We start from the raw sequence: 24,091 nt of genomic DNA, 5'->3' as shown, positions 1-24,091 counted from the left end.
GGACAGGCTGCTTTCGCATGAAAGCGGCCTTTTTTGTGCCCGTGAAACACTCGTTTCCTGTAGGAGCCGCCGCAGGCTGTGAGCTTTACAGGATCAAAAGCTCGCAGCCTGCGGGCCGGGGGGTTAGCTGGCCTTGGCCATGATCAAGCGCGACGCGGTGGCGGCTTCAAGGCATATCGCCACAAACTTGGAGGTGGGCGTGTGGCTGCCGTCGCCTGTGCTTTCCAGCGGCACCAGCGGGTTCACTTCCGGGTAATAAGCGGCTGCTTGTCCTGCCGGGATATCGAACGCCAACAAGGTGAAGTTCTTCACCCGGCGCTCATGGGCGTCATCCCAGAGTGAAACGATGTCGACCTTTTGCCCCGGTTTGAAGCCCAGGCGAATGATGTCGGCTTCGTTGACGAACAACACGTCACGTTGACCCTTGACGCCGCGATAACGGTCGTCCAGCCCGTAAATGGTGGTGTTGTACTGATCGTGCGAGCGCATGGACTGCAGGATCAGGTCTGGCAAACGGCCCGTTGCGCGGGTGCGCTCATCCACCAGATCATGCGGCAGTACGTTGGCTTTGAAGTTCGCGCGTTGCGACGCAGTGTTCCACTGACGGGCCCCCGCCGAATTGCCCAGATAGAAACCGCCAGGGTGCTGCACGCGGGTGTTGAAATCCTTGAAGCCGGGAATGGTGTCGGCGATCAGCTCGCGGATGCGGCTGTAATCGCCCACGATCCAGCTCCAGTCAATCGGGTGGGTGCCCAGGGTCGCCGCAGCAATACCGGCGATGATCGCTGGCTCAGAGCGCATCTGGTTCGACAGCGGCTGCAACTGGCCGTTGGAGGCATGAACCATGCTGAATGAGTCTTCCACGGTGACGGCCTGCGGGCCTTGAGCCTGAATATCAATGTCAGTTCGGCCAAAGCACGGCAGGATCAGCGCTTCTTTGCCGTGCATCAAATGGCTACGGTTGAGCTTGGTGCTGATCTGAACGGTCAGGGCACAATTGCGCAGCGCCTGTGCGGTGCGCGGGCTGTCGGGCGTGGCTTGGGCAAAGTTGCCTCCCAGCCCGATGAAGACTTTAGCGCGTGATTCGAGCATGGCGTGGATCGCTTCGACCACGTTGTGGCCGTTTTCACGCGGTACGTTGAATTTGAAGCGGCGCTCCAGCGCATCGAGGAAGGCAACAGGCGGGCGTTCGTTGATGCCCATCGTGCGGTCGCCCTGCACGTTGCTGTGGCCACGCACGGGGCACAGGCCCGCGCCGGGGCGACCAATGTTGCCGCGCAGCAGCATCAGGTTGGCGATTTCCTGGATGGTCTGCACCGAGTGCCGGTGCTGGGTAATGCCCATTGCCCAGCACATGATGACGTTCTTGCCCTTGAGGTACATGCGCGCCGCGCGTTCGATGTCCACCAGCGTCAGCCCGGACTGTTCGACCAAGTGCTCCCACGGGGTCTCATCAATGCCGGCGATGTAGTCCAGCACGCCTGCGGTGTGTTCATTCAAAAAGGCGTGATCGAAGACGGCGGGTTCGCCTGCCGCTTGCGCGTCGCGCTCCCATTGCAACAGGAACTTGGCCATGCCGCGTAACAGCGCCATGTCGCCGCCCAGCGCCGGGCGCAAATAAGCGGTGTTGGTAGGGCGGTCACCGTTGGTGAGCATTTCGAGCGGGTGCTGCGGGTGTTGAAAACGCTCAAGCCCACGTTCTTTCAACGGGTTGACGCACACCACCTGGGCACCGCGTTTGACCGCCTCACGCAGTGGTTCGAGCATGCGCGGGTGGTTGGTGCCGGGGTTTTGACCGAGCACAAAAATGGCGTCGGCGTGCTCAAAGTCGTCGAAGGTCACGGTGCCTTTGCCCACTCCGATGCTTTGCGCCAGGGCTACGCCGCTGGCTTCGTGGCACATGTTCGAGCAGTCGGGGAAGTTGTTGGTGCCAAACGCGCGCACAAACAATTGGTACAAATACGCCGCTTCGTTGCTGGCGCGGCCCGAGGTGTAGAACTCTGCCTGGTCAGGGCTGGACAGGTTCAGCAAGTGCTTGGCGATCAGCGCGAACGCAGCGTCCCACGTCACCGGCACATAACGGTCGGTTGCGGTGTCGTAGCGCATGGGTTCGGTCAGGCGGCCCTGATATTCGAGCCAGTAATCACTTTGTTCCAGCAACGCCGTCACGCTGTGTTTGGCGAAAAACGAGGCATCGACACGGCGCTTGGTGGCTTCCCAGTTCACGGCTTTGGCGCCGTTTTCGCAGAATTTGACCAGCCCGCTTTCCGGCGAGTCGCCCCATGCACAGCCGGGGCAGTCAAAGCCGCCGTTCTGGTTGGTCTTGAGCATCATGCGCAGGTTTTTCAGGGCGTTGTCGCTGGTCAACCAGGCTTGCGCCACACTGATCAGCGCGCCCCAGCCACCTGCCGGGCCTTTGTAGGGCTTGTAGCGTGGGGTTGGGGTTTGGTCGGCTTGATGGTGAGTGCTCACGCGAGGTTCTCCTGCGCCGGGCTATAGACCCGTGGCGCGCTTTTTTGCGGCAGATGAATAAGGTTGAGGTTGTGGCGGCGCGCCCATTGCAGCGCCAGGCCGGTCGGCGAGGACAGGCTGATGAGGGTCTGGATGCCCGCTCGCAACACTTTTTGAATCAGCTCAAGGCTGCAACGGCTGGTCACAATCGCGGCGCCGCCGCTCATGTCGATGTTCTGGCGCACCAGCGCGCCTATCAGTTTGTCGAGCGCGTTGTGGCGGCCGATGTCTTCACGGCCCATCAACAGCTTGCCCTGAGCGTCCATATAAACCGCCGCATGCACGGCGCCGCAGTGTTGGCCCAAGGGCTGGAAATCGCTGATGCGCTGGCGCAAGCCTTCCAGCCATTGCGCGGGCGGCAGGGGCGCGCCGGGCAATACCTTAAGGTCTGGAAGTGCTTGCTCGACCGCTTCTACGCCGCACAGGCCGCAGCCACTGGTGCCCGCCAGTTGTCGGCGTTGCTGTTTGAGGTTCCAGAACGCGCGGCTGGCGATTTCGACCTGTGCATACTGCGCCGAACCTGAGCCAGTGAGCTTGAGGTCGTAGATTTCGCCGGGCTCTTGAATGATGCCGCTGCCCAGGCTGAAACCGACAATGAAGTCTTCAAGGTCGGTGGGCGTGACCAGCATCACGGCCTGGTTGATGCCGTTAAAGGCAATGGCCAGCGCGACTTCTTCGGCAAGGGCGGTTTGAGCACCCTGGCTGTGGTCCAGCGTGACGTACTGATAGGTTTGGCTGGCTGCGGGCGCGGGCGAAACAGAGGCGGGCGCCGCGCACGTGGGGCGCTTGGCGTTCATAAGGCAGTACCGACGGTTTAATCAGCCCTAAGGGTAGGCGCGACACTGTGTCACGTCTAATCGCTAGTGCTGATCTATTGATAGATGCCGTCGATCAAGAAGGGTTTGATGATATTCGGTTAAGCGCAAAACAGGCCTCTGCCAACGCCGAGCGGGGCGCTTCGCGGCGCATGATTAAACCCAGTGGCGCGAGGGTCTGCGCGTCTGCAATGGGGTGTAGGCGCAGGTCGTCGGTGAGCGCCTCAAGGCCACTGTCGAGCGGCATCACCGCGCAACACAATCCACCGTGCACCGCTTGTAACAGTTGATGAACTGCGTCTGTTTGTAGCAAGGGTTGCGGCGTCAGACCCCGGCTGTGGAAGTTGTGATCGATAGACTGGCGAAAATGCATGCCGCCACTGAGCAGGGCCAGGGGCAGTTGGATCAACGCTTGCCAGCTCAGCGGTTGCTCGCCGAAGTCGAAGTGCCGTTGGTCGTATAACAGGCCCATGCGGGTCTCGCCCAGCGCCAGGGAGTCGAAGCGCTCGTGGTCAAGCCGGTCGAGGTAGGACACGCCGACATCCAGCTGATTGCGGGCCAATTGCTCCAGGATCTGCTCGGAGCTGAGCGCTGAGAGTTCAAAGCGCAGCTCGGGGTGCGCGGTGTGCAGTTGTTGCAATAAAGGCAGCGGGTCAAAGCTGGACAGCGGCACCACGCCTAAACGCAGCGTACCGATCAGGTTGCCGCGACAGGCGGCGGCTTCGGCTTGCAAGCCGTCGTAGGCCGCCAGCACTGTTCTGGCCCACGCCAGTACCCGTTCCCCGGGTGCGGTGAAACTCTCGAAGCGTTGGCCGCGATTGACCAATTGCAGGTCCAGCTCTTGCTCAAGGCTGCGCAAACGCATCGACAGCGTAGGTTGAGTGATGTGACAGCGGGCGGCGGCTTGGCCGAAATGCCGTGTTTCGTCCAGGGCGATCAGGAATTTCAGTTGTTTGATGTCCATCGTCGCTCCGCAGGTCAATCGTGGGGCGATTCTAACGCGCTTGGGCGGGAACCGGCCTGGCCAATGTTGGTCTACGCTCTGTGTCTGGCTATTCCAACCCTAGGAGCGTGAACGATGAGTATTTTTAGCTTTATCAAGGAAGCGGGCGAAAAAGTAATCGACTTGCTGACACCGGGCAAAGCCAATGCCTCGGATGAACTCAAGAAGCACGTAGAGAAAGTAGGCTTGGGCAACCCCAACATCGACGCTACGGTTGAGGGCGAAAAAGTAACGCTCACGGGCGAGGTCGCGACCCAGGAAGAGAAAGAAAAAATCATTCTGGCCGCGGGCAATATTGTAGGTGTGGCCAGCGTTGAAGATCACATCACCGTCACCGGCCCTACGGTTGTGGCTTCGCGTTTTGTGGTGGTTAAAAAGGGCGACACCCTGAGTGCTATTTCGCTTCAGGTGTATGGCGATGCCAACAAGTACAACAAAATCTTTGAGGCCAACAAACCGATGCTCAAAGACGTGAACAAAATTTACCCGGGGCAAACACTGCGTATTCCTGAGTAACCCCATGACCCTGTAGGTGCGAGCATGCTCGCACCTACAGGGTCACTGGTTTAGAGACCTTCCAGCAACTCGCGGTAATCTTCCAGCGCGGCAAATTCCTCGGTGTCTTTCGGGCCTTTTTTGCTGTCCGGCTGTTTGACCGCCAGCAGATGCCCCACGCCAAAGTCCCGTGCGCTGCGCAGAATCGGCAAGGTGTCGTCGATAAACAAACTGCGGCCCGGTTCAAAGCCGATATCAGCCTGCAAGGCATCCCAGAACTGTGGGCTCTCTTTGGGGTAGCCATAGTCGTGGGAGCTGATGAGCCTTTCAAAATAAGGCGCCAGTTCGATACGCTCCATTTTCAGCGACAGCGAATCACGGTGCGCGTTGGTGATCAGAATCACCCGCTTGCCCGCCTGCTTGATGGCGGCTAAAAACGTGTCGGCGTCCGGGCGCAAGGCGATCAGGTCCGCGGTTTCGAGTTTCAGCTCGCGCACCGGGATCTTCAGCTCAGTGCTCCAAAAGTCCAGGCAATACCATTGCAGTTGGCCCGCGTTGCGCTCAAACAGCGGTGTCAGTTCAAGTTCGGCCATGGCCCGGCTGATGCCGTGCAGTTCGGCATAGCGGTTGGGCAAATGTTCGAGCCAGAAGTGGTTGTCGTAATGCAGGTCGAGCAATGTGCCGTCCATGTCCAGCAGCACGGTATCAATGTCGCGCCAAGGTAACGCTGTCATGCAAAACTTCTCCCACCGTTGAAAAACATCCGACCAAAACAATCACAAAAGCCGGGGTATAGTAACCCGTTCATATTGAGGAGCCGCTATGCGCCAAAAACCCACCGTACTCGCCCGTGAAATTGTTGCCAGTAGCCGATTGTTTCGTGTCGAAGAAGTGCAATTACGATTTTCCAATGGCGTTGAGCGCACGTATGAGCGCCTGGTGGGGCGCGGCAATGGTTATGGCGCGGTGATGATCGTGGCGATGATCGACGCCGAGCACGCCATTTTGGTCGAAGAATATTGCGGCGGCACCGATGAATACGAAGTGTCGCTGCCCAAAGGCTTGATCGAGCCGGGCGAAGACGTCTTGGCTGCGGCCGAGCGTGAGCTTAAAGAAGAAGCCGGTTTTGGTGCCCGTCAGTTGGAACACCTGACTGAGCTGTCGCTGTCGCCGGGCTACATGAGCCAGAAAATTCAAGTGGTGCTGGCCACCGACCTGTATGAGTCGCGCCTGGAAGGCGACGAGCCGGAGCCGATGCGGGTCGACAAGGTTAACTTGCGCGAGCTGTCGAACCTGGTCCAAAACCCGCAATTCAGCGAAGGCCGTGCATTGGCTGCGCTGTATCTGGCGCGTGACCTGCTGACCCAGCGTGGAGTGTTTACGCTGTGAGCCGCGCCCTTCCTGAATTGATTCAAGGCGTGATTCAACTGGTGCACCAGGCGGGCGATGCCATTTTGCCGTTTTGGCGCGCCGATGTGGCCGTGACGGCCAAGGCGGATGACTCGCCGGTGACGGCCGCCGATCTGGCCGCGCACCATGTGTTGGTTGATGGGCTGAAAGCGCTCGACCCCAGCATTGCGGTGTTGTCTGAAGAAGACGCCAATATCGCGCAGCACGTGCGGGCCGGTTGGACGCGCTGGTGGCTGGTTGACCCGCTCGATGGCACCAAAGAGTTCATTTCTGGCAGTGAAGAGTTCACCGTCAATGTGGCGCTGATCGAGCATGGCCGCGTGGTGTTTGGTGTGGTGTCGATGCCCACCCGCGGCCGTTGTTACTACGGGGGTGCGGGAATCGGGGCTTGGCGCGCTGACGGTGAGCAGATTAAACCGATCCGCGTGCGCACTGTTGTGCCTGCGGGCGAGTCGTTGACCGTGGTGGCCAGTCGTCGTCATTCCAGCCCTGAGCAAGAAGCCTTGCTGGCAGGCTTGAGTGAACACTTGGGTGAGTTGACGTTGACCAGCGTCGGCAGTTCGCTGAAGTTCTGTTTGCTGGCCGAAGGCGCGGCAGATTGTTATCCGCGTTTGGCCCCGACGTCGCAGTGGGACACGGCCGCCGCACAAGGTGTGCTTGAGGGGGCAGGCGGAGTGGTGTTGCAGCTGGATGGTCAACCGTTCACGTACCCGGCACGCGAATCGTTGCTCAACGCCTCGTTTTTGGCGTTGCCCGCGCAGGCGCCCTGGCGTGAGACGTTGTTAGCGTTGGTTCAGGGCTGACGCGCAGGGGTTGATTGAAGGCCCGGCGGGCCTTTTCGCAGCCTGCGGCAGCGACTACAAGGGCATTGGGTGCAATCGCAGGCTGCGATCGGTGGCTACGCAATCAACGGTGCAGCACGTATTGCCCGCTGAACCGCACCGCGTCTGCTTCGCCCTCGGCATTGATGACGCGGGTGTCCAGCGTCAGGCGCGCCCGGCCGTGGCGTGTGTACATGGCCAGGAATTTGTTCCACGCAGCCTCTGACGGCGCATCGCACAGCACAATGGCGTCTTGGGTCACGGGCAGCGGGTAGCTGATCTGGCCTTCCTGAATCACGATGTGCCCGCCTTCAACCCCCGCTTCACGCAACCGCAAATGCAGCCAGCCCCAACCCGCCAGCACCGCGCCGCAGTACAGGCTGCCGCCAAACATGGTGCTTTTGTGGTTGATGTTGGCATCTAGCGGCAGGTGCAGCTGCAATTGGTGAGCGTGCCAACTGAGCACTTTGAGGCCCATGTCACGGGTCAGCGGAATGTCGTGGTGCAGGACGGATTCCAGGTAACGACTGTCGCGGTTCATCAGGGCCTCTTGGGTCAAATCAATCCAGTTCATCGGTGTGCGCGTGGCTGGCGCTTTCGAAATTCAGCCCGTACTTGCGCAGCTTGTCGTGCAGGGTTTTGCGCGGCACGCCCAACGCTTCGGCCAGGCTGCGCATGGAGCTGTGCGAGCGTGCGAGTTCAGCGGTGATCAGGCTTTTTTCGAAATGCTCGACCTGCGCGCTCAGTGTGCCGCCGTCTTCAAGGCCCGTTTCAGGCCGGGCCTCGCCCGATTCATTGTCCAGGGCCAGCTCAAGCCCCAGCGCAAAGCGCTCGGCGACGTTTTGCAGCTCGCGCACATTGCCCGGCCATGTGTGGCGCAGCAACAGCCCGCGCTGTGATGCTTGCAGTACGTTGTGGGTCAGGCCGTGGCGGGCGCTGGCCTCGTCGGCAAAATATTTGAACAGCATCAACACGTCCTCGCCGCGCTCACGCAACGGGGCGATGCGCAGTGGGGCCACATTGAGGCGGTAATATAAGTCAGCGCGAAAGCGCCCTTGATCGGCAGCCAGACGCAGGTCTTCTTTGGTGGCAGCGATGACGCGGATGTCCAGCGGGATCAATTGATTGCCGCCCAGGCGTTCAACGACGCGTTCTTGCAGCATGCGCAGCAGTTTGACCTGCACATCCAGGCTCATGCTTTCGATTTCGTCGAGGAACAAGGTGCCGCCGTTGGCGAATTCGAATTTGCCGATACGGCGTTTTTGCGCGCCGGTAAACGCGCCCGGTTCGTGGCCGAACAGTTCGCTTTCAACCACCGATTCGGCCAGCGCCCCGGCGTTGATCGCCACAAACGGGCCATCCCTGCGGCTGGACAAGTCATGCAGCGCGCGTGCGACCACTTCTTTGCCCGAGCCGGTCTCGCCCAGGATCAACACATCGGCCTTGGTGGCAGCCAAGGCGCCGATCTGCTCACGCAAGCGCAACATGGGCGCCGACAGCCCGACCAGACGCGTGCTCAGTTGCTGACGGTCGCTCAGGGCCATGCGCAGGCTGCGGTTGTCGAGCACCAGTGCGCGCAAGGCCAAGGCCCGGCGCACACCCTCGAGCAGCGCGTCGCTGGCGAAAGGTTTTTCCAAAAAGTCGTAAGCCCCGGCACGCATGGCCTGTACCGCGAGCGGCACATCACCGTGACCGGTAATCAGCAACACCGGCAATTCGGGGTCTTGGGTGTGCAACTGGTTGAGTAACTCAAGCCCATCCATGCCCGGCATGCGGATGTCGCTGACCACCATCCCCGGCCAGTTGCGCTCGATGCGTTCGGCCAGCCCGGTGGCCTCGGCCAGCGGCAGCACCTTGAGCCCGGCCAGGTCGAGGGTTTGATACAGCGCCTGGCGCAAGTGAGGATCATCGTCGATCAGGATCACTTGCACGTTCGCGTCGATGAATTGGCTCATGACCTGGAGTCCTCTGAAGCTTGCAGGCTGACGCCCGGCGCGCCTGCGCGCAGTCGTAGGGTGATTAAAGCGCCGCCTTCCTTGTGATTGGCAAACAGCAGCTCGCCGCCAAAGGCACGAATCAGGGTGTCGCAAATGGCCAGGCCCAAGCCTAGACCCTGCGTGCGGGTTTTGGTGGTGTAAAACGGCTCACCGGCGCGGCCCAAGGCTTCCATGCAGAAACCGGGACCGTTGTCGCGGATGCACACAGTGACGCCTTCGGGCGTGGATTCGGCACTCAGCCACAGGCGCCGTGGCGGGCCTTTTTCGGTCAACGCATCGAGGGCGTTGGCCAGCAGGTTGCCCAGCACTTGGCGCAAACGTGTTTCACCGGCTTCTACCCACAGCGTGGCGGCGGGCAGATCGCGGATCAGCTCGACTTCCATGCTGCGCCGACGTTTGGCCAGCAGGGCCAGCGCGTCATCCAGCGCGGGCTGCAAGGCGACGCTTTCGGGGGCGTGGCGGTCGCGGCGGGCGAAGGCGCGCAAATGAGCGATGATCGAGGCCATGCGCCCGGTCAGTTCGTTGATCAGTTTGAGGTTGCCGCGCGCGTCTTCGATGCGCTGATGGTTAAGCAACACTTCGGCGTTTTCGGCGTAACTGCGGATGGCTGCCAGCGGCTGATTCAGCTCGTGGCTGATGCTCGCCGACATGGTGCCCAAGGCCGACAGCTTGCCGGCTTGTACCAGATCGTCTTGCGCGCGCACCAACTCTTGCTGGGCGTGCTCACGCTCCAGCACTTCTTCGCGCAGGCGCCGGTTCAGCCCTTCAAGGTCGCTGGTGCGCTCGGCGACACGCATTTCCAGCTCGCGCCGGGCCTTGGCTTCAAACGCAATACGTTCAAGGTAATGGCGCCGACGTTGCATCATCAGGCCGATCAACAGCATCACCACCAGCAACGTGGCGCCGCCGATGGCCAGCACGGTGCGCACCGGGCGGTCGATCAAGGTGCGCGGCGCCAGGATGTTCACGCTCCAGCCGGTTTCGTCGATTTTTTGCGTTTGCACCTGCCAGGCCGCGAGGTTCAGCGCCAATGGCTTCGGGTCGCGGGTCGGGTAGGGCAGGATGGCGAAAATGGACTGGCGTTCTTCCTGTGACAAATCGCGGGTCGCCCTGAAGCGCCACTCGGGCCGCGAGGTGAGAATCACCACACCATTGGGGTCGGTCACCATTAGTTGTTCGGGGGTTTGGCCCCACAGGCGTTCGGTGTGGTCCAGGTCAACTTTGACCACCAGCACCCCGATTTTTTTGTCGCCCTCAGTCACGGGCGCAGCAAAGAAATAACCGCGTTTACCCGAGGTGGTGCCCAGACCGAAAAAACGCCCGAGTTGGCCTTGCATCGCTTCGCTGAAATACGGGCGAAAGGCAAAGTTGCGGCTGATAAAGCTGTCTTGCATGTCCCAGTTGGAGGCGGCAAGCGTGTCGCCGTGAGCGTCCATCAAGTACATGACCTCAGCCCCGGTCTGGTTGCTGATGTCTTTGAGCAACTGGTTGGCGTGACTCAGAACTTGCGGGTTTTCCGGGTCGGCCAGCAAAGCGCGCAACGCCGGTAACTCGCCGAGAATTTGCGGCAGCACTTCATAGCGATGCAACGTGCCCAGCAGGTTGGCCACGTAGAGGTCGAGGGTTTGACGATTTTGCCCGGCCAGTTCACTGCGGTAATAGCGCTCGGCTAGATGCTGCAACGGCCATAACAGCGGCGCCAGGCACAGGGCCAGTAACGCCAGGCTGCGCCAGCGAGGTCTGGGAGGAACGGGAGGGGGTTTAATCATCATCAAACTACGCCGCAAAAGTACGGCGCAGTATACCTGCGGTTAAGGCGCAGGCTTAACCTTGCTCGGCCAGGCACTCGCGCAGCGCGGTGTGCCAGTCGGGTTGCGTGACATGCCATTGATCTGCAAGACGGCTGCAATCGAGGCGTGAGTTGAGCGGGCGTTTGGCCGGGGTCGGGTAGGCACTCGACGGGATGGCTTGGAGCAGCGCACACGTTTTGTCCATCGCCAGCAGTTGTTCGCCAATGGCTTGAGCAAACCCGAACCATGAGGTTTCGCCGCGGGCGGTGAGGTGATACGTACCCCAGGCTGCGGCTGCACCTGCCTGCCAACGCTCAATCAACTGGCGCGTGCTGTGGGCAATAGTGCCGGCCCACGTGGGCGCGCCAATCTGGTCAGCCACAATGCGCAGTTCAGGCTTTTCTTGCAGCAAGCGCTGCATGGTCAGCAGGAAGTTTTTGCCGTGGGAGGAGTACACCCAACTGGTGCGCAGGATCAGATGGTCACAACCGGTTGCAGCAATGGCTTTTTCGCCCAACAGCTTGCTTTGGCCGTAGACGTTCAACGGGTTGGTTGCGTCGTCTTCGGTGTAGGCGCCTTCTTTTGTGCCATCGAACACGTAGTCCGTGGAGTAGTAGATCAACGGGACACCCAGTTTTTTGGCTTCTTCAGCAAAGATGCCAGGCGCTGTGGCGTTGATCGCATTGGCCACCTCGGGCTCGCTTTCGGCCTGATCCACGGCCGTGTAGGCAGCCGCGATGATGATCAGGTCGGGCGCGTGGGCCTGAACCTGCGCCCGGATGTGTTCGGGTTGGCTCAGGTCCAGTTCATCGCGCCCCAGCACCACCAGCTCGCCCAAATCAGCAAGACGGATTTGCAGTTCACGTGCGACTTGACCGGTTTTACCGCTGATCAGAATTTTCAATTTTGGCGAGCCCGTGTTCATGCAATCAGGTCTTTAGGTTCTGTAAAGCCTAGACGCTCACCTTGGTAGCTGCCGTCCTGAACGCGTTTGCACCACTCCAGGTTGTCCAGGTACCACTGCACGGTTTTGCGCAGGCCGGTTTCGAAGGTTTCTTCAGGCACCCAGCCCAGCTCGCGTTCGATCTTGCTGGCATCGATTGCATAGCGCTGGTCGTGGCCCGGACGGTCTTTGACGAAGGTGATCAGGTCTGCGAACTGTGCAACGCCAGCCGGACGCTGTGGCGCCAGCTCTTCGAGCAGGGCACAGATGCCGCGCACTACGTCGATGTTCTTCTGCTCGTTGTGGCCGCCAATGTTGTAGGTCTCGCCCACAACACCTTCGGTCACGACTTTGAGCAAGGCACGGGCGTGGTCTTCGACGAACAGCCAGTCACGCACTTGCAGGCCGTTGCCGTACACCGGCAGCGGTTTGCCCGCCAGGGCATTGAGAATCACCAGCGGGATCAGTTTTTCCGGGAAGTGGAACGGCCCGTAGTTGTTGGAGCAGTTGGTCAGCAACACCGGCAGGCCGTAGGTACGGTTCCAGGCGCGCACCAGGTGGTCCGAAGCCGCTTTAGAGGCCGAGTACGGCGAGCTTGGCGCGTAGGGCGTGGTTTCGGTGAACAGGTCGTCGACGCCGTGCAGGTCGCCATACACTTCGTCAGTGGAAATGTGGTGGAAGCGGAACGCACTTTTTGCCGGTTCTGCCAGTGTGAGCCAGTACGCACGGGTGGCTTCCAGCAAGCTGTAAGTGCCCACGATGTTGGTCTGGATAAAGTCCGAAGGTCCGTCGATCGAACGGTCAACGTGGGACTCGGCCGCCAGGTGCATGATGGCCTCTGGCTGGAAGCGTGCGATGACAGCGCTGACGGTGGCCTGGTCGATGATGTCGGCCTGCACAAATTCGTAACGGGTGTCGGTGGCAATGCTTTGCAGCGATTCCAGGTTACCGGCGTAGGTCAACTTATCGAGGTTGAGCACTTCGTGCCCGGTGTTCTGGATCAGATGACGGATCAGAGCCGAACCAATAAAACCGGCGCCGCCGGTGACTAAAATGCGCATATGGATATTCCTTGTTCCCTGACGGACTTAAAACGTTTGGCGCATAGCTTGTGGGCATGCGCGAGGCGGTGCAAGTGCAAGTGTGCGCCCGCCCTCGTTGCGTGAAAGGCTGAGCGAGAGGCGCTACGCTGTTTTATCGATTTATATCGGTAAAATTATTCATTTTTAGCGGCCGTTTCTCTGAAATGGTTTTTAATATGGATATTTATCGTCTATAAGGCGGTGGCGTGTTGACGTGCCCCTGTCCCGCGTCCACTGTTCTTTCGCCGCTGGCCGCCCAATGGCTCAATCAAACCTCGACGGATTTTTGGAGTCCTGATTTAAATGACCACTCTTTTGCACAGTTCGCCCCGCGCTGACGGTTTTTACATGCCGGCCGAATGGGCGCCACAGACCCAAACCTGGATGATCTGGCCTGAGCGCCCGGACAACTGGCGGTTAGGCGCCAAGCCCGCGCAAGCTGCGCATGTGGCCGTGGCCAAGGCGATTGCCCGGTTTGAACCGGTGACCGTGTGTGTGTCGGCGCAGCAGTACGAAAACGCCCGCGCTCGCCTGGATGTGCCCAATATTCGGGTGGTCGAGATGTCCAGCGATGACGCGTGGGTGCGTGACAGCGGCCCGACGTTCGTGATCAACGACAGCGGCGAAGTGCGCGGTGTGAACTGGGATTTCAACGCGTGGGGCGGCTTTGACGGCGGTTTGTATGCGCCGTGGAATCGCGACCGGCAGGTGGGCAGTAAGGTGCTGGAAATCGAACGGTGCCCGCGTTATTACACCGAAGGCTTTGTACTCGAAGGCGGCTCGATCCATGTGGATGGCGAAGGCACGCTGATCACCACCGCCGAGTGCCTGCTCAACCGCAATCGCAATCCGCACCTGTCGCGTGAAGAAATCGAAGACGTGCTGCGCGCGCAGTTGGCCGTGAGCACCATCATTTGGTTGCCGGACGGCCTGTTCAACGACGAAACCGACGGTCATGTGGATAACTTTTGTTGCTACGTACGCCCAGGCGAAGTGTTGCTGGCCTGGACCGATGACGAGCGCGACCCCAACTACGCGCGCTGCCACGGCGCAATGAAAGTGCTGTCGGCCAGCACAGATGCTAAGGGCCGCCCGTTTGTGGTGCATAAAATGCCGATTCCGGGGCCGATGTACGCCACCCAGGAAGAGTGCGATGGCGTCGACAAAGTGGCTGGCAGCCAGGACCGTCACCCCTCGCAGCGTCTGGCCGGCTCTTACGTGAACTTTCTGATCGTCAACGGCGGCATTATCGCCCCCAGCTTTGATGACCCGATGGACGCCCAGGCCAAAGTCATTTTGCAAAACCTCTTCCCGCAGCACGAAGTGGTGATGGTGCCAGGGCGTGAATTGTTGTTGGGCGGCGGCAATATTCATTGCTTGACCCAACAGCAGCCTGCGCCACACAAGGCTTGATCTAGACTCCTCCCCGCCTGATTGGCGAAATAAAAACCCGCCGTTCGCAAGAACGGCGGGTTTTTTGTTCCAGATCAAAAGGTTATTCGAAAAGTTGGTATAAATTTTGTAAAAGAGTTTGTTAAAAATCTTGAAGGGAGCCATGTCTGGGCACGTTGCGCGCTGCGCGGCGATGTTCTGTCACACACCTTGAGTACATTTGCCGCTCAAGTACCTGGAGAGCGCTGTCATGAACGTATTTTGCGAGCGAGGTTCGCGGCCACAATCGGTGAGTCGTGAGTCGCTTATCGTTCTGGCCAATTGGTTTAAACGCAAAGGACCCTGCAACAAGCCAGGCCAGTCTGCCTATCAGATTCTTCGCGAACGCTACCCGGCCGGGTTGTTCAGCGAGGCAGAATTGGAGGCCCTGTCGGGTGTATGGATGAATTGAGCGGTAGTCGCTGGCACAGGCGGCGCCTTTCAGGGCTGCTGCGCAGCCCATCGCAGCCTTCGCCAGCGACTTCAGGTGAGGGGGGGTCAGAAGCTGTACTTGCCCGTCACCACCAGGCTGCGGGGTTCGCCCGGCATGATTTGCGAACCGCTGGTGGCTGAAGCGTAGTAGTCACGGTCAGTCAGGTTGGTCAACGCGCCGCTGACTTCCCAGTCCTTTTCCCGATACCCCGCCAGAGCATCCCAACGGCCATAGCCCGGCAATACCACCGTGTTCTGGTTGTCGGCATAACGCTGACCCACCAGTGTCAGGCCGGTTTCGGCATACCAGCCCATTTCCGGTTTCCAGGTCAGGAACACATTGCCGTTGTGCTTGGCCACGCCATTGATGCGCTTGCCTTCGAAGCCGTTGTTGTCTTTGACCACGGTGGCGTCTTGCACGCCCACGCCGCCGCGCAAGTACCAGTTGCCGCCGAGTTTGCCGCTGGCCGTCAGCTCGATGCCGCGTGAACGTTGCAAGCCCGACAACAGGGTGATTTCCGGGTTTTCAGGGTCTTTGGTACGACGGTTGTAAAGCTCCAGCTCATACACCGCCAGCGTGGTGCTCAGGCGGTCGTCCATCCAGTCGCTTTTTACGCCAATTTCTTTTTGCTTGGTCAGTTCGGGGCTCAGGTCGTTGCTGTTGCCTGCGGCGCCCGGCGTGATACCGATCAAGCCACCGCCCACCGGGGAGAAGGTTTTGGTCCACGAGGCGTAGAACGAGTGATTGTGCAACGGGGTCCAGACCACGCCCAGACGCGGGCTGGTACCTTGGCTGTTGCGGGTTTCGGAGAGGTGTTTCAGGTTGCTGGTGGAGTCGACTTCAAAGCGGTCATGGCGCAAACCGGCCAGCACTTGCCATTGGTCGTTGAGGCGAATCTGGTCCTGTACATACAGGCCCTGGCTTTCGACTTCGGTGTGGTTGTCGCTGGAAATCAACATTGCGCCAGTAGGGCGCAGGCGGCGATCGGGGTTGTACAAGTCGACCCCCGGCACGCCCTTGGCGCTGTACAGCTTGGGATCACGCCGCTGGCTGCCCAGCTCCAGACCGGTGAGCAGACGATGCTCCAGGCCAAACGTTTCAAACCCGCCTTCGATTTCGAGGTTGTTGAAAATGTTGCGGGTGGTCATGTCCTGTTGCCAGCTTTGACGGTTGACCTTGCGGGTTTTGGCGTCGTAGCCGGTCAGGTAGGTGTTTTCGAACTGGCTGTCGAGTTTGAAGATGCCCAAGGTGTGGCGCAGTTGCCAGTTATCGCTTAACTCATAACTGAGTTTGGAGCGCAGGGTTTGGGTTTTGTCGTCGATGAAATCGTTTTGCCCGCCGTAGCTGGTGCCCCGGCTGACATCGGCAGGGCGACCGCCAACGCTTGGAATGCCACGATCCGGGGTGCGGTTGTAACGGCTGTATTCGTACTGCACCAACCAGTTCAGGTCGGGGGTGATTTGCCAGCTCATCGAGGGCGCGAACAGTTGGCGGTTGCCACTGACGTTGTCGCGGAAGCTGTTTTTGTCTTCGTTGCCCATGTTCAGGCGCAGGCTGAGGGTGTCGCTGGGGTCGACGCTGAGGTCGGCGTACAGGCTGCGCAAATCGTCCGTGCCGCCTTGGGCCTGAACGGTTGAGCGGCGCCCGAACTGCGGCATCTTGCTGACGCGGTTGATGATGCCGCCCTGGCTGCCCCGGCCATACAGCACTGCCGCCGGGCCTTTGAGCACCTCAATGCGTTCAATGTTGTGCAGGTCGCGCACGTACTGGCTGTCGTCGCGAATGCCATCCAGATAAAAATCGTTGCTGGCGTCAAAGCCGCGAATGCGCAGGCTGTCGAAACGGGTGTCTGCGGTACTGCTGACGTTGGGGATACCGCTCAAGGCTTGGCCAAGGCTGTTGATTCCGTAATCCAGCACGTTGCTGGTTTTGACCGAGTCGATGGCCTGCGGCACATAACGCGCCGGTGTTGAGGTGCGGGTTGCGGTGGTGACCTCTTTGACGCGCGGGTCATCCGCCTCGGCTTCAGCGGCATTGACCGAGGTTTCGGGAAGGGTGGTGGCAGCGGAGCTGAAACCGACGTACAGGCAGGCACACAGTCCCAGTTTGAGGGGTGTGAAGCGGCAGGGAGAACGCATGGTTGAGAAACTTCCGAGAAGGTTAAGGCGGGTTCTATTTTTTAGGGTGCGAATGGTAATAGTTCTTGTTAGTGGATGTTTATCATTACCAGTCGCTTCGCCGGAAAGTATGTTTCTAAATATTACTTAAACGTTAAACCGCCTATAAACACGGGATCTGCACGATCCGCGAAACACTCTAAACAGGATTCCAGCGTTTTTCTGGGCCTTCTGCGGCGCTAGTCTGCGTGCTGTTTTTACCTCTCCCTCTCGGAACTGTTCATGACCGCTGTTACAACCTTGCATTACATTTACGACCCTTTGTGCGGATGGTGCTACGGCGCCAAGCCCTTGATCGACGCAGCCCGCCAGACCTTGCCCGTGGTGGGTCATGGCGGCGGGATGATGACCGGCGCGCACCGGCGCCCGGTGTCAGCGCAATTGCGTGACTATGTGATGCCGCACGACCGGCGCATTGCCCAATACACCGGCCAGCCCTTCGGCCAGGCGTACTTTGAAGGCTTGCTGCGTGACACCACGGCGGTGTTTGACTCGGCCCCGCCGACCACGGCGGTGCTGGCGGCTGAACAGTTGGCAGGCCGCGGCCTTGAACTGCTGGGGCGCTTGCAGACCGCGCACTACGTCGAAGGCCGACGCATTGCGGATGAAGATGTGCTGATGGCTGTGGCCGCAGAAATGGGCTTGCAAGCCGATGAGTTTTTAGCGGCCTATGACGCGGTCAACGGAGCGCCTACGCAGGCACACTTCAAGGCCAGTCGCGGGTTGTTGGCGCAGGTCGGCGGGCAAGGGTTTCCCACACTGGTGCTGGAGCGTGCGGGGCAGTATCAAGTGGTCGATTTGAACCCTTGGCTGGGCAAGCCCGAGGCGTTTGCAGCCTGGCTGCGACAACAGGACGCGACCCCGGGCAATGACGCTGCCAACCCGTCGCCCGCCTGCGGCCCGACGGGCTGTGATGCGTAATACTGATGCGAGGGTCAAGCCTGCGCCAGACATTGGAAGATCAAAGAAGTTTCATCAAATTGACACCAAGATGTAACGGCGGCTAGGATTCCAGCCAACGCCTGTGGTGCTAAGCCATACACCAACTCTTTGAAAGGCCAGCATGAAACCCTCATGTCGGCCTTTTTTGTTTATGTGAAGCAACCACCACTCAATGTTTCAGCTTGAAACCCACAGCGCGCCTTTATCCAGCAATAAGGAAAATAATATGTTGAACAAACGGATAGGTCTTCTCGCTTTGGGCGTACTCAGTGCTACCCAGGCCATGGCTAACGATCAAGCTGACGCAAAAGGCTTTGTAGAAGACAGCCATCTGAATGTGCTGGCGCGTAACGCCTACATTAGCCGTGACTACAAAAACGGTGTGGACCGTAAAGCTGAGTGGGGCCAAGGCTTCCTCGGTACGTTCACCTCCGGTTTCACTCAGGGCACCGTGGGTGTGGGTGTGGATGCATTCGGCATCTACGCACTGCGTTTGGGCAGCGAGGGTAACCTCAGCGGCGCGGGCGGTATCGACTTCTTCAAAGTGGGCGATAGCGGCAAAGCGGCCAAAGACATTGCCAAAGCGGGCGCTGCGGTCAAGTTCCGCATCTCTAACACCGTGCTCAAGTACGGTGACCAAATGCCTGAGCTGCCGGTGCTGATGTATGACAGCTCGCGTCTGATGCCAGAAAGCTTCACCGGCACCTTGCTGACCTCCAAAGAAATCGACGGCCTGGAAATCAACGTCGGTCGCTTCACGGCGGAGTCGCGCAAGAGTGCTGAGGCCCGTGACAGCGGCGACCTGAAAAGCATCAACGTGTTCGGCGGCAGCTACAAGTTCACCGACAATTTCTCGGCCTCGCTGTACGCCTCCGACATGGAAGACGTGCTGCGCAAGCAATACCTGGGCATGACCTACGTGCTGCCACTGCAAGACAAACAGTCGCTGAAGTTTGACTTCAATGGCTACCGCACCCACGTCAACTCCGACTACGCGCGCGACGTGCTGGAAGTCGACGGCCAGGACAACAAGATCTGGAGCCTGGCGACCACTTACGCGTTTGGCGCTCACTCGCTGATCCTGGCGTACCAGCAAAGCACCGGTGAAATCGGCTACCCGTACGGCGGCTACCGCAACGCGGGCGGCGTGGGTGACGGTGGCAACACCATCTTGCTGGCCAACTCCTACTGGTCTGACTTCAACGCCAAGGACGAACGTTCGTGGCAAGCCGGTTATGGTTTTGACTTCGGTGCCGTGGGCATTCCGGGCCTGACCTACAACATCGCCTACGTGCGCGGCAGTAACATCGACGACGGTTCCGACCGTGGCCGTGGCACCGAGCGCGAAATCTACAACCAGGCCAAGTACGTTGTACAAAGCGGCCCGGTTAAAGACTTGAGCGTGCGGGTTCGCGGTTCCTGGTTGCGCGTGTCGAACAACGCCGACAAGTACAACAAAGAAGGTAACGAGTTGCGCGTGTTCGTTGATTACCCGATCAACGTGTTCTGATGCCACCGGCCTGTTGAACAGGCCGGACAGCTGAACGAAAAACGCCCCGAGCCGGATCACCGGTCGGGGCGTTTTTGCATGCGCCGTTCAGGGTTGGCACACGAGGGGTTGATTGCGCCACGTGCGCCATGCCTGCTCCAGCCCTTCGCCGTGGCGGGCGCCGGGTACCACGATAGACTGCACGCAGCGCGCCTCGCCGAGAGTGCGACGGTAGCGGTCGAGTAACGGGGGCGGCACCACCCGGTCTTCGCTGCCGACAAAATGACGCTGCTTCACGTGCGCCAGACGCTGGCGTTCATCCAGTGGCTCCAGCGAACCGGTCAACGGGCGCAGGTCGTGCAGCGCCACCCATTGGCGCGGGCTTAGATTGCCGGCCAGGGTTTGCACTTGCGCAATGTCATCGCGTCGAGAGGCGAGCAATAACGCCAACGCCGCGCCACCCGAATAGCCCACCAGCTCAAAGTCCTGATTGCCCAGTCGTGCTTTGATTTGATCCAGCGCGTGATCGAGGCTCGCCAGGACTTCGGGGCTGAAACGCCGGTCGGTCCACATCAGCGGTGTGCAGGCTTGGCTGCTGACAAACTGACACGGGCGCGCCAGGTACACACTGGGCGTGGGGTCGCTGAAGGCCAGTTTGGCCATCATCAGATTGAGTGGGCTGGGGTCCAGACTGGGTTGACGGGACGTGGCCCATGCATGGCCGTCACCTTCCAGATAAACCCGAAGGCGCGGTGAAACCGGTGCTGGCGAAGGCATGCCCAGCATCAGCGGGAAAGTGGGGGTGTGGATAACTTCAAGGTGTTGATGCCGGATCAAGGCTTGATCCTGCAACGCTTGCAGCGGCGACTGGCAGCCGCTGAGCAAGGCGCTGATCAACAGCGCCAAGCCTTGCAGCCAGACGCCAACCCGCGAGTGCGGGTTGAGGTCGGTACGGGTCATCAGAAGTCGTAACGCACTTTGGCCGAGAAGGTGTCGGCGTCGAAACCTGATTTGCCGACGTAGTCGTAGTTCAGGCCCACGGTCACAGCGCCCAGACGGTAGTCGGCGCCGATGCCGGCTTCGTAGCTGTTGCGCACGGCTTTGGCACCGCTGGTCACGAACGGCGTGTTGCCGAGGGTGAACGTCGAGGTGCTGCTGGCTTCGTCTGCCGCAAAGTCGTGGAAGGCCATCAGTTTGGCTTGCGGGGTGAGGGTGCCTTGGCCCAGCGGGTAGCTGGCCGCTACACGAAAGCCTGCGCCCAGTTCAGCCACTTCGTAGCGCTGGTCTTTGACTTTGAGCGCTGCCGAGGAGCCTTTTTCGCGGTAGCCATCGATGTCGACCAGGCTGTAGCGGGCGGCGACGCGAGGTTCGATCAGCAGGTCGGGGGTGATGTGGTAGGTGTAACCGCCGACCAGGTTCACGCCGAACAGGTTGCTGTCGTAATCGGCCTTGGCCTTGGTGTTGCCGATGGTGCGCTGGCTGTCGTTGTCGTTCATGCCGTAGGTCAGCGCCGCGTCAACGAAGTAGTTGCCTTGCTCGAAACCGCCGTACAGCGTGAACGCGTGGCTATCGACTTCGGTTTTGCTGCCCGCCTTGCCGTTCACATCGGTGTTCAGGTAGCTGTACGCCAGACCCAGGGTCAGTTGATCGTTGACCTTGCCGTCAGCGCCGACCGCGATACCGCGGCTGTAGGCATTGAACCCGGCCACGCCATCACGCATACCCTGATTGGCGTCGCTGTACAGGGTTTGCACCCATACGCCGGTGTCTTTCAGGGTGTCACCGGAAGACAGGCCGCGACCGCCGCCGGTACGGTTGCCCGTCACGTTGCTGATCAACGATTGGCTGGTGGTCGCAGCTTGCGTCGCGCCGCCGTTGACTTCAGGTGCCAGTTGCTCGGCCAGTTTTTTCAACGCTTCAGGGTTGTTCGAGGCGTTGACGTAGTGCTGGAACAACGGGTCTTGCGGGCTCAACTGTGCCAGTTGGCGGGTGACTTCGGTGAAGGCGGCGCCCGCTTGCTGCGCGTTGTGCGAGCCGCCGATGTCAGCGATGACGTTGCCCACTTCAGCCGCGCCTTTGGCGGTGACTTTGCTCACGATCTGGTTGTTCTCAACCACGTAGCTGTCGACATTGAGCAACGAAGAGCTGCTAGTGACCGTCAGGCCGTTGTCTTGCAGGTCTTTGGCTTGAACCAGCGTGTAGGTGGTGCCATCGGCGCGGAAGTCGTTGCCTTTGGCGGCCAGTTGAATCTGCGAACCCTTGCCGAATTCAGCTGTGCCGCTCACGGCCAGTACCGCGCGGTTGGCGTCGGTGGCGCTGCTCAGGTTCAGGCCCAACGAGGAGTTGCCTGCCACGTACAGGTTGCCATCCAGCGTGGTGTGGGGCAGACCGAGGTCCAGGTGCGCGGGCGCCGCCTGGCTGCCGACATCCATCCAGCCGCCATTTTTCATGCGGATATTGGCGCCATCGGCAGTGGTGTCGGTGCCGGTGAACGCGGCATTGCCGCTCACTTCGATCAGGCTCAGGTCGATCAGGTTACCGGTGGTCTTGCTGCCGTCACCCAGGGTCAAGAACACCCGGCCGTCGCTTTCCGAAGCGTCTACGGCTTCGTCTTGCGACACCAGGGTGCCGTTGTTGACCACGCGCAGCGCGCCGCCCTGATGGGCACCATCAATGTCGAAACCGCCGATCACAATGGCAGCGTCTTGCGCCTGAATCAGGCCATTGTTGACGATGTGCGCGTCTTCGCTGGCAAAGCTCACGCCATCGGCACGGATGCCTTCTGCATCTTCGCCAGTGGCAATGAGGGTGCCGTTGTTCTCGATGCCGCGTACGTCGGCGCGGTCATTGATGTTATTCACGCCGTTCCAGCGTTCGGAGCTGGTCACGTCGATGGCCGTGCTGCCTTCACCGGTCACCTGAATCAGGCCGTTGTTGATCAGGCGTCCGTCGAGTTGGCCGCCTTCCATTTGCAGGGCTTTGGCGTCAGTGCCTTGGGCGATGATCTGGCCCGAAGCGGTGTTTTTGAAATCGCCTTTAATGTGCGTCGAGCCGGAAATATAGACGGCACGGCTTACGTCGCGATAATCCACGCCCACCTCAGGATCGCCCTTGGCGCTCACCAAGCCTGCGTTGATCACATCACCGCCGACCACGGCCGGGTCGATCAACCAACCGGTGGAACCGTTGCCTTGGGAGCTGATGCTGCCTTTGTTGATCAGGTTGCCGCCGATCGTATTGTTGGCCCAGGCCACGTCCCCGTTCGAAGGGTTCGGGTTGTACCAACTGTCCATGTCGATGCCGCCCCCCGAGCTGTTGCTGGAGGTGATGGTGGCGTTGAACACCAGGTCTTTGGCGAAGTCCGACCCCAGCACGTGAATCGCTTCGGCATCGCGTTGGGTGTGATTCATCGCGCCGGTGATTTCGACGTTATCGCTGAACTGCTGGCGCTCAAGGGTCAGGCCCGCATCGGTCAGTTGCAGCGTTTGCGCGTAAACAGGCAGGGCGCAGGTGGTGATGGCGAGGGCAAGCAGGCTTTTACGGAATAGAACAGGGGACACAAATTCTTCCTTAAACATCGGCTGATAATCCAGGCGCTTCCATGCGTGATCTTTTCTGTGCCGGATGATGGCCAAGCGCCACGCATAAAAGCGCGGGAATAGTAAAGGAGGTGATGGCTAATTAACACTATTGAATGGCGATAACCATCTTCTGCGGCCTTGGGGGGGGGCGCGTGGATCAAGCCGCGCAAAGGTGAAAAGTGAGCGAAATTCAGCCTCTGGCCGCTGCTGCCAATACGGCACTGAACCGTTTGGCGGCCGCCTACACCGCAGAACGCCGCTTCGTGAGTTGCGCACACCTTTGATGGTGCTGGATTAGCCCGCTGAACGGGGCAGCCCGACTGGCCTGCGCTGGACATGGAAATGCGCCATCAGCTTACGTGCCAGGCCATTGCAAGAGGTTTGGCCATGCTCACTATCTTTGGGTGAGCGTCTATGGCGCGCAGTTTGCTTTTGAGTTTTTGCTTTAGATCGGCGAGATCGACGCGTGGTGGGCGGGCAGCCGGTTGTTCTATATGAACAATGACCTGGAGCCTTTCACAACGCAGCACAGCACTGCTCATGTTTTTTTCATCGATGGGCGTGTTGGCATGCAGCTTGGCTGGAAGCAGCGCAGCCAAGGTGCATAAGACTTTATTGACGATGGTTTCTGCTAACGCTGAAGGCTTGCCAGCCTCAGGATGGCGGTAGTCTTTGACTTCCACCATAAAGGCTATTTGGTCTGGCGATAGCACCAGAATATCCACGGCTTGCAAGTGATCGCGCAGTTTGAGGAAGTGTTGCCTGTAAAAGGCCCATTCATCAAACTTGCTGGCTTGCCATGTGGCGGGGAAGGTGAAGGTCAAGCCGTCGACATCCAGTACCGGCAGGTTTAATCCTCCAGCGCCAGATAGCGGTCGGACTGCTGAAGACTTTCTTCCAGGGCGGTGATGTCGCCAATGTCATAAAGGCTGGCGCCTTGTTGCACGGTAATGCCGTTGTCACTGGCATGCAGGCCAAAGAAGGCGGTGTCGAGCGGCTTGTCGGCCAGCAATATTTCCAACTCGCGGAGCATGTTGAGCTGCTTGAGCATAATGTCCCCGAGATAGAAACCTGCACTACATCGCATTGCTGCTCAGATGTAAGCCGTGCTGACAAACCTAGCCGTTGCCCATCAGGACTTAAACCCCAGAAACAAAAAAGGCCCACCTTG

Annotated in this window: 21 protein-coding genes; 7 read left to right on the top strand and 14 right to left on the bottom strand. The window is 59.8% G+C overall.

Features of this window, described 5'->3' with window-relative positions:
- Positions 1–123: 123 nt before the first annotated feature.
- The 3 genes from TU86_RS12815 to TU86_RS12805 all read right to left on the bottom strand — a co-directional run bounded on the left by TU86_RS12815 (position 124) and on the right by TU86_RS12805 (position 4,290).
- On the bottom strand, positions 124–2,472 hold the full coding sequence (locus TU86_RS12815; protein WP_048364674.1) for an FdhF/YdeP family oxidoreductase: 2,349 nt from the start codon (positions 2,470–2,472) through the stop codon (positions 124–126).
- Positions 2,469–3,308 carry a formate dehydrogenase accessory sulfurtransferase FdhD gene (fdhD, locus tag TU86_RS12810; RefSeq protein WP_048364673.1) on the bottom strand — a complete coding sequence of 280 codons (840 nt, stop codon included), beginning with the start codon at positions 3,306–3,308 and terminating at the stop codon, positions 2,469–2,471. The genes TU86_RS12815 and fdhD overlap by 4 nt, the downstream gene beginning before the upstream one ends.
- A gap of 94 nt (positions 3,309–3,402) precedes the next feature.
- Positions 3,403–4,290, bottom strand: a complete 888-nt coding sequence (locus tag TU86_RS12805) for a LysR family transcriptional regulator (protein ID WP_048364672.1) — start codon at positions 4,288–4,290, stop codon at positions 3,403–3,405.
- A 114-nt stretch (positions 4,291–4,404) separates the two neighbouring features.
- Between TU86_RS12805 and lysM the strand changes: the two genes are divergently transcribed.
- Positions 4,405–4,845, top strand: a complete 441-nt coding sequence (gene lysM / locus TU86_RS12800) for a peptidoglycan-binding protein LysM (protein ID WP_048364671.1) — start codon at positions 4,405–4,407, stop codon at positions 4,843–4,845.
- Positions 4,846–4,895: 50 nt separating this feature from the next.
- On the opposite strand, the gene yrfG is transcribed toward lysM, so the two are convergent.
- Positions 4,896–5,558 (bottom strand): GMP/IMP nucleotidase, encoded by a 663-nt coding sequence (yrfG, locus tag TU86_RS12795; RefSeq protein WP_048364670.1) that lies wholly within the window; start codon positions 5,556–5,558, stop codon positions 4,896–4,898.
- A gap of 88 nt (positions 5,559–5,646) precedes the next feature.
- Here yrfG and nudE point away from each other — a divergent pair, with 88 nt between their 5' ends.
- Together nudE and cysQ are read left to right on the top strand one after the other, a co-directional pair.
- A complete protein-coding gene (gene nudE, locus TU86_RS12790) occupies positions 5,647–6,213 on the top strand; it encodes an ADP compounds hydrolase NudE (protein ID WP_048364669.1) in 567 nt (188 codons plus the stop codon).
- A complete protein-coding gene (gene cysQ, locus TU86_RS12785; protein ID WP_048364668.1) occupies positions 6,210–7,037 on the top strand; it encodes a 3'(2'),5'-bisphosphate nucleotidase CysQ in 828 nt (275 codons plus the stop codon). The genes nudE and cysQ overlap by 4 nt, the downstream gene beginning before the upstream one ends.
- A 103-nt stretch (positions 7,038–7,140) precedes the next feature.
- Here cysQ and TU86_RS12780 read toward each other — a convergent pair whose 3' ends face one another.
- The 5 genes from TU86_RS12780 to rfbB are packed head-to-tail and all read right to left on the bottom strand — an operon-like array spanning position 7,141 to position 12,846.
- Positions 7,141–7,596 (bottom strand): thioesterase domain-containing protein, encoded by a 456-nt coding sequence (locus TU86_RS12780; protein WP_048364765.1) that lies wholly within the window; start codon positions 7,594–7,596, stop codon positions 7,141–7,143.
- A 19-nt stretch (positions 7,597–7,615) separates the two neighbouring features.
- A complete protein-coding gene (locus tag TU86_RS12775; RefSeq protein ID WP_048364667.1) occupies positions 7,616–9,010 on the bottom strand; it encodes a sigma-54-dependent transcriptional regulator in 1,395 nt (464 codons plus the stop codon).
- Entirely contained in the window at positions 9,007–10,821 is a 1,815-nt protein-coding gene (locus tag TU86_RS12770) for a sensor histidine kinase (RefSeq protein WP_048364764.1), read from the bottom strand. The genes TU86_RS12775 and TU86_RS12770 overlap by 4 nt, the downstream gene beginning before the upstream one ends.
- 55 nt (positions 10,822–10,876) lie before the next feature.
- A complete protein-coding gene (rfbD, locus tag TU86_RS12765) occupies positions 10,877–11,767 on the bottom strand; it encodes a dTDP-4-dehydrorhamnose reductase (RefSeq protein ID WP_048364666.1) in 891 nt (296 codons plus the stop codon).
- On the bottom strand, positions 11,764–12,846 hold the full coding sequence (rfbB, locus tag TU86_RS12760; RefSeq protein WP_048364665.1) for a dTDP-glucose 4,6-dehydratase: 1,083 nt from the start codon (positions 12,844–12,846) through the stop codon (positions 11,764–11,766). The genes rfbD and rfbB overlap by 4 nt, the downstream gene beginning before the upstream one ends.
- Before the next feature lie 324 nt (positions 12,847–13,170).
- Between rfbB and aguA the strand changes: the two genes are divergently transcribed.
- Positions 13,171–14,280, top strand: coding sequence for an agmatine deiminase (aguA, locus tag TU86_RS12755; protein ID WP_048364664.1), 1,110 nt, complete (start codon positions 13,171–13,173; stop codon positions 14,278–14,280).
- A 229-nt stretch (positions 14,281–14,509) separates the two neighbouring features.
- On the top strand, positions 14,510–14,710 hold the full coding sequence (locus TU86_RS12750) for a hypothetical protein (RefSeq protein WP_048364663.1): 201 nt from the start codon (positions 14,510–14,512) through the stop codon (positions 14,708–14,710).
- An 86-nt stretch (positions 14,711–14,796) separates the two neighbouring features.
- On the opposite strand, the gene TU86_RS12745 is transcribed toward TU86_RS12750, so the two are convergent.
- Positions 14,797–16,869 (bottom strand): TonB-dependent receptor, encoded by a 2,073-nt coding sequence (locus TU86_RS12745; protein WP_048364662.1) that lies wholly within the window; start codon positions 16,867–16,869, stop codon positions 14,797–14,799.
- A gap of 261 nt (positions 16,870–17,130) precedes the next feature.
- Between TU86_RS12745 and TU86_RS12740 the strand changes: the two genes are divergently transcribed.
- On the top strand, positions 17,131–17,829 hold the full coding sequence (locus tag TU86_RS12740; protein WP_048364661.1) for a DsbA family protein: 699 nt from the start codon (positions 17,131–17,133) through the stop codon (positions 17,827–17,829).
- 247 nt (positions 17,830–18,076) lie between these two features.
- A complete protein-coding gene (locus TU86_RS12735; RefSeq protein ID WP_048364660.1) occupies positions 18,077–19,360 on the top strand; it encodes an OprD family porin in 1,284 nt (427 codons plus the stop codon).
- Positions 19,361–19,447: 87 nt separating this feature from the next.
- Here the strand turns inward: TU86_RS12735 and TU86_RS12730 are convergent, their stop codons facing one another.
- The 4 genes from TU86_RS12730 to TU86_RS12715 form a co-directional block, all read right to left on the bottom strand.
- Entirely contained in the window at positions 19,448–20,299 is an 852-nt protein-coding gene (locus TU86_RS12730; protein WP_048364659.1) for a dienelactone hydrolase family protein, read from the bottom strand.
- Positions 20,299–22,899, bottom strand: coding sequence for an autotransporter family protein (locus tag TU86_RS12725; RefSeq protein ID WP_053076021.1), 2,601 nt, complete (start codon positions 22,897–22,899; stop codon positions 20,299–20,301). Before TU86_RS12725 ends, TU86_RS12730 begins: the two co-directional genes overlap by 1 nt.
- Positions 22,900–23,270: 371 nt before the next feature.
- The gene (locus TU86_RS12720) at positions 23,271–23,744 is read right to left on the bottom strand and encodes a hypothetical protein (RefSeq protein ID WP_204369777.1); all 474 of its coding nucleotides are present in this window, start codon (positions 23,742–23,744) and stop codon (positions 23,271–23,273) included.
- A 26-nt stretch (positions 23,745–23,770) separates the two neighbouring features.
- Positions 23,771–23,953 (bottom strand): hypothetical protein, encoded by a 183-nt coding sequence (locus tag TU86_RS12715; RefSeq protein WP_157395904.1) that lies wholly within the window; start codon positions 23,951–23,953, stop codon positions 23,771–23,773.
- Between the last annotated feature and the right edge of the window lie 138 nt (positions 23,954–24,091).

This window comes from Pseudomonas weihenstephanensis (assembly GCF_001043055.1).
GTDB lineage: Bacteria > Pseudomonadota > Gammaproteobacteria > Pseudomonadales > Pseudomonadaceae > Aquipseudomonas > Aquipseudomonas weihenstephanensis.
Note: the sequence above shows the minus strand (reverse complement) of the source record. Positions and strands in the feature narration are given on the sequence as shown.

Coding starts and splice junctions, on each gene's coding strand:
- lysM (WP_048364671.1), top strand. CDS start 4,405: ATGAGTATTTTTAGCTTTATCAAGGAAGCGGGCGAAAAAGTAATCGAC.
- TU86_RS12770 (WP_048364764.1), bottom strand. CDS start 10,821: ATGATTAAACCCCCTCCCGTTCCTCCCAGACCTCGCTGGCGCAGCCTG.
- TU86_RS12775 (WP_048364667.1), bottom strand. CDS start 9,010: ATGAGCCAATTCATCGACGCGAACGTGCAAGTGATCCTGATCGACGAT.
- aguA (WP_048364664.1), top strand. CDS start 13,171: ATGACCACTCTTTTGCACAGTTCGCCCCGCGCTGACGGTTTTTACATG.
- TU86_RS12745 (WP_048364662.1), bottom strand. CDS start 16,869: ATGCGTTCTCCCTGCCGCTTCACACCCCTCAAACTGGGACTGTGTGCC.
- TU86_RS12780 (WP_048364765.1), bottom strand. CDS start 7,596: ATGAACCGCGACAGTCGTTACCTGGAATCCGTCCTGCACCACGACATT.
- TU86_RS12740 (WP_048364661.1), top strand. CDS start 17,131: ATGACCGCTGTTACAACCTTGCATTACATTTACGACCCTTTGTGCGGA.
- TU86_RS12750 (WP_048364663.1), top strand. CDS start 14,510: ATGAACGTATTTTGCGAGCGAGGTTCGCGGCCACAATCGGTGAGTCGT.
- yrfG (WP_048364670.1), bottom strand. CDS start 5,558: ATGACAGCGTTACCTTGGCGCGACATTGATACCGTGCTGCTGGACATG.
- rfbB (WP_048364665.1), bottom strand. CDS start 12,846: ATGCGCATTTTAGTCACCGGCGGCGCCGGTTTTATTGGTTCGGCTCTG.
- TU86_RS12730 (WP_048364659.1), bottom strand. CDS start 20,299: ATGACCCGTACCGACCTCAACCCGCACTCGCGGGTTGGCGTCTGGCTG.
- nudE (WP_048364669.1), top strand. CDS start 5,647: ATGCGCCAAAAACCCACCGTACTCGCCCGTGAAATTGTTGCCAGTAGC.
- TU86_RS12715 (WP_157395904.1), bottom strand. CDS start 23,953: ATGCTCCGCGAGTTGGAAATATTGCTGGCCGACAAGCCGCTCGACACC.
- TU86_RS12735 (WP_048364660.1), top strand. CDS start 18,077: ATGTTGAACAAACGGATAGGTCTTCTCGCTTTGGGCGTACTCAGTGCT.
- TU86_RS12805 (WP_048364672.1), bottom strand. CDS start 4,290: ATGGACATCAAACAACTGAAATTCCTGATCGCCCTGGACGAAACACGG.
- fdhD (WP_048364673.1), bottom strand. CDS start 3,308: ATGAACGCCAAGCGCCCCACGTGCGCGGCGCCCGCCTCTGTTTCGCCC.
- rfbD (WP_048364666.1), bottom strand. CDS start 11,767: ATGAACACGGGCTCGCCAAAATTGAAAATTCTGATCAGCGGTAAAACC.